The 6,844-nt window shown below is 62.8% G+C and carries 7 protein-coding genes; 6 read left to right on the forward strand and 1 reads right to left on the reverse strand.

Annotated elements, in window-relative coordinates; genetic code table 11:
- The first annotated feature begins 13 nt into the window (after window positions 1–13).
- From C483_RS20020 to C483_RS12855, 6 genes are all read left to right on the forward strand, one after another.
- Entirely contained in the window at window positions 14–232 is a 219-nt protein-coding gene (locus tag C483_RS20020; RefSeq protein WP_152419882.1) for a hypothetical protein, read from the forward strand.
- Window positions 232–1,281, forward strand: coding sequence for a chemotaxis-specific protein-glutamate methyltransferase CheB (gene cheB / locus C483_RS12835; RefSeq protein ID WP_006653785.1), 1,050 nt, complete (start codon window positions 232–234; stop codon window positions 1,279–1,281). Before C483_RS20020 ends, cheB begins: the two co-directional genes overlap by 1 nt.
- Window positions 1,269–3,293 (forward strand): chemotaxis protein CheA, encoded by a 2,025-nt coding sequence (gene cheA, locus C483_RS12840; protein WP_006653786.1) that lies wholly within the window; start codon window positions 1,269–1,271, stop codon window positions 3,291–3,293. Before cheB ends, cheA begins: the two co-directional genes overlap by 13 nt.
- Window positions 3,294–3,385: 92 nt before the next feature.
- On the forward strand, window positions 3,386–4,003 hold the full coding sequence (locus C483_RS12845) for a chemotaxis protein CheD (protein WP_006653787.1): 618 nt from the start codon (window positions 3,386–3,388) through the stop codon (window positions 4,001–4,003).
- 95 nt (window positions 4,004–4,098) lie between these two features.
- Window positions 4,099–4,809, forward strand: a complete 711-nt coding sequence (locus C483_RS12850; RefSeq protein WP_006653788.1) for an RAD55 family ATPase — start codon at window positions 4,099–4,101, stop codon at window positions 4,807–4,809.
- A gap of 5 nt (window positions 4,810–4,814) precedes the next feature.
- Entirely contained in the window at window positions 4,815–5,540 is a 726-nt protein-coding gene (locus tag C483_RS12855) for a hypothetical protein (protein WP_006653789.1), read from the forward strand.
- A gap of 485 nt (window positions 5,541–6,025) precedes the next feature.
- On the opposite strand, the gene C483_RS12860 is transcribed toward C483_RS12855, so the two are convergent.
- Window positions 6,026–6,844 (reverse strand): anthranilate phosphoribosyltransferase (locus tag C483_RS12860; RefSeq protein ID WP_006653790.1); only part of this gene is annotated, 819 nt, incomplete at its 5' end.

Raw genomic sequence — 6,844 nt, forward strand, 5'->3', positions numbered from 1 at the left:
ACAAACCAGTGCCATGGCAGTGAACGGATCGAGCGCCGACGCCGTCGACGCCGGCTACGCGACGGATTGTTTTGGCGCTCGTCGGGCGGGGCGAATCGAAGCGGGGGCGTTCAGCGCTTTGGTACAGCGTACTGGGGAGCAAGAGTGTGACGTCGGAACTGACTCCGGACGGCCCAGCGGACGAGTATCGAACCCACCGGGCCACACCTCCGGGTCGCGGGAGGACACCTGATGGTCGATGCAGTAATCGCAGACGACTCGGCAGTGATGCGCGAGACGCTCGGAAAGATTCTGGAGGATGGTGGCATCACCGTCGTCGCCCGTGCCAAAGACGGCATCGAGGCGGTCGAACTGATCGAGCGCCACGAGCCCGACGTGGCGACGATCGACATTCAGATGCCCGGACTGACGGGCCACGAAGTGATCGAACAGGTGATGGCCGAGAACCCGATTCCGATGCTGGTCATCAGCTCGCAGACGACGCGCAACGCGGATGCGACGTTCGACGCACTGGATGCTGGTGCGGTCGACTTTCTGGCGAAGCCGTCGGGCGACGGCTCGGTCAACATCTGGTCCCAGCAGGACACGATCGTCAACCGCGTCCGTGCGGTCGCAGCGGCGGACGTTGCAGGGATGGAGACGGGCCGGGTCAGCGAGGAACAGTCCCAGACGATCAGCGTCAGTTCCGAATTTCCCTGCGATCCGACGCTCGTCATCGGTGCATCGACCGGCGGCCCGCGAGTCGTCGAACAAGTGCTGTCCGAACTTCCACAGCGGGCAGGCCTCCGAGTGCTTGTAGTCCAACACATGGCAGATCATTACACAGAGCGATTCGCGAAACGGCTCAACGAACGAACGGCGTACGACTTCAGACAGGCCCGAGAGGGGGATACTGTTGGCCCAGGCGAGGGCGTCCTGGCGAAGGGTGGCTCACACCTACGGGTGACCAACGAACGGAACGGTCGACTGACAGTCTCCCACGACAACGGCCCCAAACGCCATAACGTCAGGCCCGCCATCGACGTAACGATGGAAACCGCAGCCGAAACGGTCACCGGGAATCTCACCGGTGTGATTCTGACCGGGATGGGTGCCGACGGCGCAGCCGGCCTCGCCGCGATCAAAGACGCCGGCGGGAAAGCGATCGTCCAGGACGAGGCAACCTCGCGCGTCTACGGCATGCCGAAGGTGGCAGCCGAGAACGTCGACGTCGACATGGTGCTCCCCAAGGACCGAATCACCGAGGGCATCACGAACGCCTTCCGGGGGTGGTCCGCGTGAGCGACGCAACAAGCACGTTCGTCCAGGAGAGCCAGGAGGACATCCAGAAGCTGAACAACGCACTGCTCGACCTCGAGGACGACCCCGAGAGTTCAGACGCTATCGAGACGGTGTTCCGCGTCGCGCACAACCTGAAGGGGAACTTCGGCGTGATGGGCTACACCACGGCGAGCAACCTCGCTCACGCTATTGAGGACTTACTCGACTGCATTCGCGACGGCGAACTCGAGGTCACCGCCGAGCGAATGGATCTCATCTTCAACGGCGTCGACCACCTCGCTCAGATGGTCGAGGAAATCTCAGATACCGGCGAAACGAACACCGACCCCGAGGAGACGATCGAGGCGATCCGCGCGTCGATCGAGGGCGGCGAGTCCGCTCCGGCCGAGACCGCAGCAGCAACCGAAGCGACCGATGACGACGCCGTCGACACCGACCGCGACGTCCCGCTCGCGGACCTCGCCGACGACGTCGACCGCGAGGCACTCGATTCCGACACCGCTGTCTACCGGGCGGCACTCGAGTTAGACGACAGCGGCTCGCCGCAGGTCGATGCGATGTTCGTCATCGACGCGGCCGGAGACGAGTACGAGTTGCTGCGGACGGTGCCGACGAACGAGACGATCGAGGCAGGCGAGTTCGATGCGGTCTTCGACGCCTACGTGACGGCGACGGGCGACGATGCAGACAACGAAGCCGTCGAGGCGTTCTTCGACGACAACCGGTACGTCGAGGGTGCCAGCGTCACGGACGTAACGGACGACATTATCGACGAGGTGACGGCGGATGCAGACGATTCGGACGACGCCGACGCTGATGCCGAGTCCGACGATTCGGCAGGGAGCAGTTCGAACGTCACCCACAGCAGTAAGGAAGTCGAGTCGATCCGTGTCGACGTCGAACAGGTTGACCAGCTATACAACCAGGTCGAGGAGATGGTCACGAGCCGGATCAAGCTCCGCAAGATCATCGAGGACAACGAACTGGTCGAAGCCGAAGACGAACTCGAGGAGCACGGCAAGATCACGGCCAGTCTCCAGGATACGGTCCTCGAGATCCGTCTGGTGCCGCTGAAGAAGATCGTCGGCAACTTCCCGCGGGTCGTCCGTGACATTTCGCGCGATCAGGGCAAGGAGATCGACTTCCAGATGGAGGGCGTCGACATCGAGATGGATCGATCGATCCTGAACGAACTCGGCGACCCGCTGATGCACCTCATTCGAAACGCGGTCGACCACGGCATCGAGTCGCCCGAAGAGCGCGAGGCAAAGGGTAAACCTCGCGAGGGATCGATCAAACTCATCGGTGAGCGCGAACGCGACCGCGTCTCCGTGACGGTGAAAGACGACGGTGGCGGCCTCGACGTCGAGAAGATTCGCTCCAAGGCGGTCGAAAAGGGTGTGATGGCCGAAGAAGAGGTCAAGCTACTCGACGACTCCGAGGTGTACGACCTCATCTTCCACCCCGGCTTCTCGACGACCGACGAGGTGACCGAGGTCAGCGGCCGCGGCGTCGGGATGGACGTGGTCAACCAGGTCGTCCGCGGCGTGGACGGCTCGATTAACGTCGAGAGCGAACCCGACGAGGGAACCGAGATCACGCTGATGCTACCCGTCAGCGTGGCAATCGTCCGGGTCCTGTTCGTTACAGTCGGCGACGAGACCTACGGCGTTCCGATCAAGAACATCGACGAGATTTCCGAGTTCGAGGACATCGATATCGAATCCGTGGAGGGCCGACAGACCGTGACCCACGACGGCGACGTCTACCCGCTGCTGTCGCTTGGCGACCGCCTCGACGTCCCCGATAGCGAGCCCGACGAAGACGACATGGTCGTCCGCATCAAAGACAGCGTCAGGCAGGTCTGTCTGCGCTGCTCCGACGTAATGGGACAGGAGGAAGTCGTCATCAAGCCGTTCGAAGGCGTCCTGAGCGGCGCACCCGGAATCAGCGGCGCGTCGGTGCTCGGCGAGGGAGAAGTCGTGATGATCCTCGACGTGGATACGCTGTAGCAACGCCTATCGTACTCGAGCTCGGCGGCGGCACAGACAACAGGTGTGGGTGGTGGCACACTGCGGGAACCGAACAGCCAACAATTCAGACTATGACGGACAAAAAGCGACTCGGTCGGGACCAATCCGCGCCAGAACGAGCGGAAACGCCATCAATCGGCGACAGTACAGACGAGATTATCGCGACCCTGCGTACGGACCCGGACTCTGCAGCCCACTCTTCAGCGCACGACGACACCGGTGCGATTCCCGTTGGCATCGCCGACTACGCGCTCACAGACGACGAAACGACGCTCAAAACCAGCGGGCTCGGCTCCTGTATCGGCGTCGCAATCCACGACGACCGCGCCGGCGTCAGTGGGCTCCTCCACTTCATGCTTCCAGCCGCCGCCGACGCGAACGGCACCCACCCCGACGCGAAGTTCGCCGACACCGGCTTCGAGTCAATGCTCGAGTCCTTCCGCGACCTCGGCGGCACCCCCGCCCGCTCGTGGGCCAAAGTCGCCGGCGGCGCGGCGATGCTCGACACCCACCTCACCGCCACCATCGGCGAGCGCAACATCGAAGCCGTCACGGCCGAACTCGAGGCCGCCCACATTCAGATCCGCGAGACCGACGTTGGCGGCTACCACGGCCGGTCGCTCGCGTTCGATCCGTCGACCGGGACGTTGACGGTGACGAGCGCGAACGGCGATGTTCGGCAACTCTGACGGCTGTCGGCGGCGTCTGCGGCGTACGAACTGTCGACCGGCGTGAAAGACGGCCGCCAGAATTTATTTAGTGGGTACGTTCCTGATTCCCGACAATGCGAATTCCATCGGGTGTACCGGGGTTCGACGAACTGCTCAACGGCGGGCTCTTGAAAGACCGCCTGTACGTCATCAGCGGTCCGCCCGGCAGCGGAAAGACGACGTTCTGCTCGCAGTTCGTGACCAAGGGTGCGATTGACGGGGAGACGACGCTATTTCTGACCCTCCACGAGTCCCAGCAGGAACTCGTCTCGGACATGGCCAACTACGAGTTCGGCTTCGACAAGGCCGTCAGCTCCGGCCACGTGAAGGTGCTCAACGTCTTCGATACGGAAGCACAGCGGCTCTTCTCGTCCTCGTCACGAAGCTCCGGGGACTTCCCCTCGAACGTCGAGAACCTCTCGAACCAGCTCGTCGCCTTCGTCGAATCGCGCGACGTCGACCGGCTGGTCATCGACTCGACGATGTTACTCGAGTACTACTTCTCGGACGACCTGAACGCGCTGATCAAGTTCCTGACGAAGTTGAAGCGGGCCGATGCGACGGTCGTCCTGATCTCGGAGATGACGGATCCCTCCTCGTACTCGGACGGCCACTATCTGGCCCACGGGGTGGTCTTCATGCACAACTATCTGGAGGCCGGTGGGATGACGCGCGGGGTGCAGATCATCAAGATGCGCGGGACGGAGATCGACTGTGACATTCGACAGGTCGAGTTCACGGACCGCGGATTGCAAGTCGACCCGAGCACGAAGATCCAGACCTGAGTTCGATGTACGACAAAAGCTTCGGCACGGACTGGGAGTCGATCGACGGCCGCGAGGAGGTCGTCGAACGGGCCTACGCCCTCGGCGTCGCAGTACGTCTCGGCGACACGTACACCGACGAACTCGATCGGCTGACGAATCAGGTCGAGACGACCTACGACGAGAGTTTCGTCAACCTCGCCTATCAGAAGGGCCGCGACGAGGCGGCGAACTTGTCGAGCCAGCCCCCCAGAGAGATCTGGCAGGAACTGGTCGAGGATCAGACGATCATCGAGGCCACAGAGACGGAGGAAACTGACGACACGCTACCGGACGCGATTCGCGGCGTCGACATCGATAGTCCGCCTGCCGACAGCACTGAGAGCCTTCGCAGACCCGGGTTGCTGGAACGCCACCGTGCAACACAGGGTGAGTCGGAGGACGGCGTCCAGAGCCTGTTCGGTGACGGTCGGTCGATCTTCGGCCGCTCGATGGCCAAGATCAGGCGGACCCAGTCACAACCGGACTCGCAAGGCGACGACGGGGACGGGGACGGGGATAGCGATGGCGGTGACGAGTCGAGCGACACCGACGACGCCAGCACCGACGAGTCAGCAACCACCGACTCGAGTTCGTCGCGCCAATCGACGACGGACTCGAATGGTGGCAACCGACCGTCGTCCAGTTCGTCATCGAGCGACGGCAGCGGTGGGTCCACGTCGGGGTCGAGGTCGGGCGAGGGGGCACGATAGCGCGGCGATTGCCAGGGTACTCGAGTGACGATGGCGATGGCGAGCGGCGATGCTGAGCGGTCATGCCGGGTGACGAAACTGGCATTCGGACCCAGACGTAACACATACCGAACTATTCTCTCAGAAAGATATAATCTGGAGTCTGAGTGTTGACGTCTCAGCCAGCAAAGGCTGTCTGTTCGTCATCCGACGGCGAGACAATACCCGTGATGCTGTGGATGACATGACTCTCGAGGCGGGGTACTCGAGTCGAGACTGCTCTATCCTGTTGCTGTCTGTGGGTGGCAATCGACCGTCCCACAGCGAGGAACCCAAAAGCCGAAAACGTGGACAGGTACACGAAAACGACGGTGATTCGGGCCGTCTCGCACCGCGACAGACGAGATCAACGCTGGGGCTGGCAGAACCCCTTCGGAGAAGAACAGTACCTCAGAATGTAGGGGTGATGCTAAACAAATCAACTTCTAGAGGTGTCCTTTGCGGAGCTAGAACGACCGGAGGTCCTCGAGTACCGCTGCCGCGCTGCCATCGTCGATAACCTCGCGGGCGCGCTCGAGTCCGTCCTCGAGGCTGTCGACGTCCTGGCGGGCGTACATCCGGAACGCACCGTTGAGTGCGATTGCGTCGGTAAACTCGTCGTCACGCTCGCCGGCGAGGACGGCCTCGGTGATCGAGGCGGAGTCGGCGGTCACGTCGTCGACGGCGAGGTCGTCGCCCTCCATCTCCATGCCGTACTCGGCGGTCTCGATTTCGTAGTCCTCGAAACTCTCGTCGCCGTCAGCACCCGTCTGGTCCCACTCGGCGACCTTCGTATACCCTGGCCGAATATCGTCGTAGCCTTCCATTCCCTGGAAGAAGATCGCGCGGGTGTACTCGAGTTGCTCGCTGCCTTTGAGCAGGTCCGTCAACTTCTTCGCGAACGCGAGGTGATAGAACGAGCCGAGGTGGACGTCGGCGTTCGCGGGGTTGGCGACGGTTTCGATGGTGTTGACGAAGGTTCGGACGCCCATCTGGTCGCGTCGGTCGAAGAGGTCGTGGACGCCGGGGTTGAACTCGGGCTGGTAGTAGAAGCCAAAGCCGGTTTCGTCGACCATATCGGCGCTCTCCTGGGGTGCGAGTTCGGTCCGGACACCGAGTTCGTCGAGGACGTGCTTGTAGGCGGTCTCCTTCTGTGTCGGGACGCCGTCGCCGGAGTGGACGACGACGGGTGTGCCCGCGGCCGCGGCGACGACGCCGGCCCCGACGCCGAGCAGGGCGGAGGTGTGCTTGCCGTCGTAGTTCGCACCGCAGTCGACGGGATCGGC

It is taken from the genome of Natrialba hulunbeirensis JCM 10989, assembly GCF_000337575.1.
Classification (GTDB): domain Archaea; phylum Halobacteriota; class Halobacteria; order Halobacteriales; family Natrialbaceae; genus Natrialba; species Natrialba hulunbeirensis.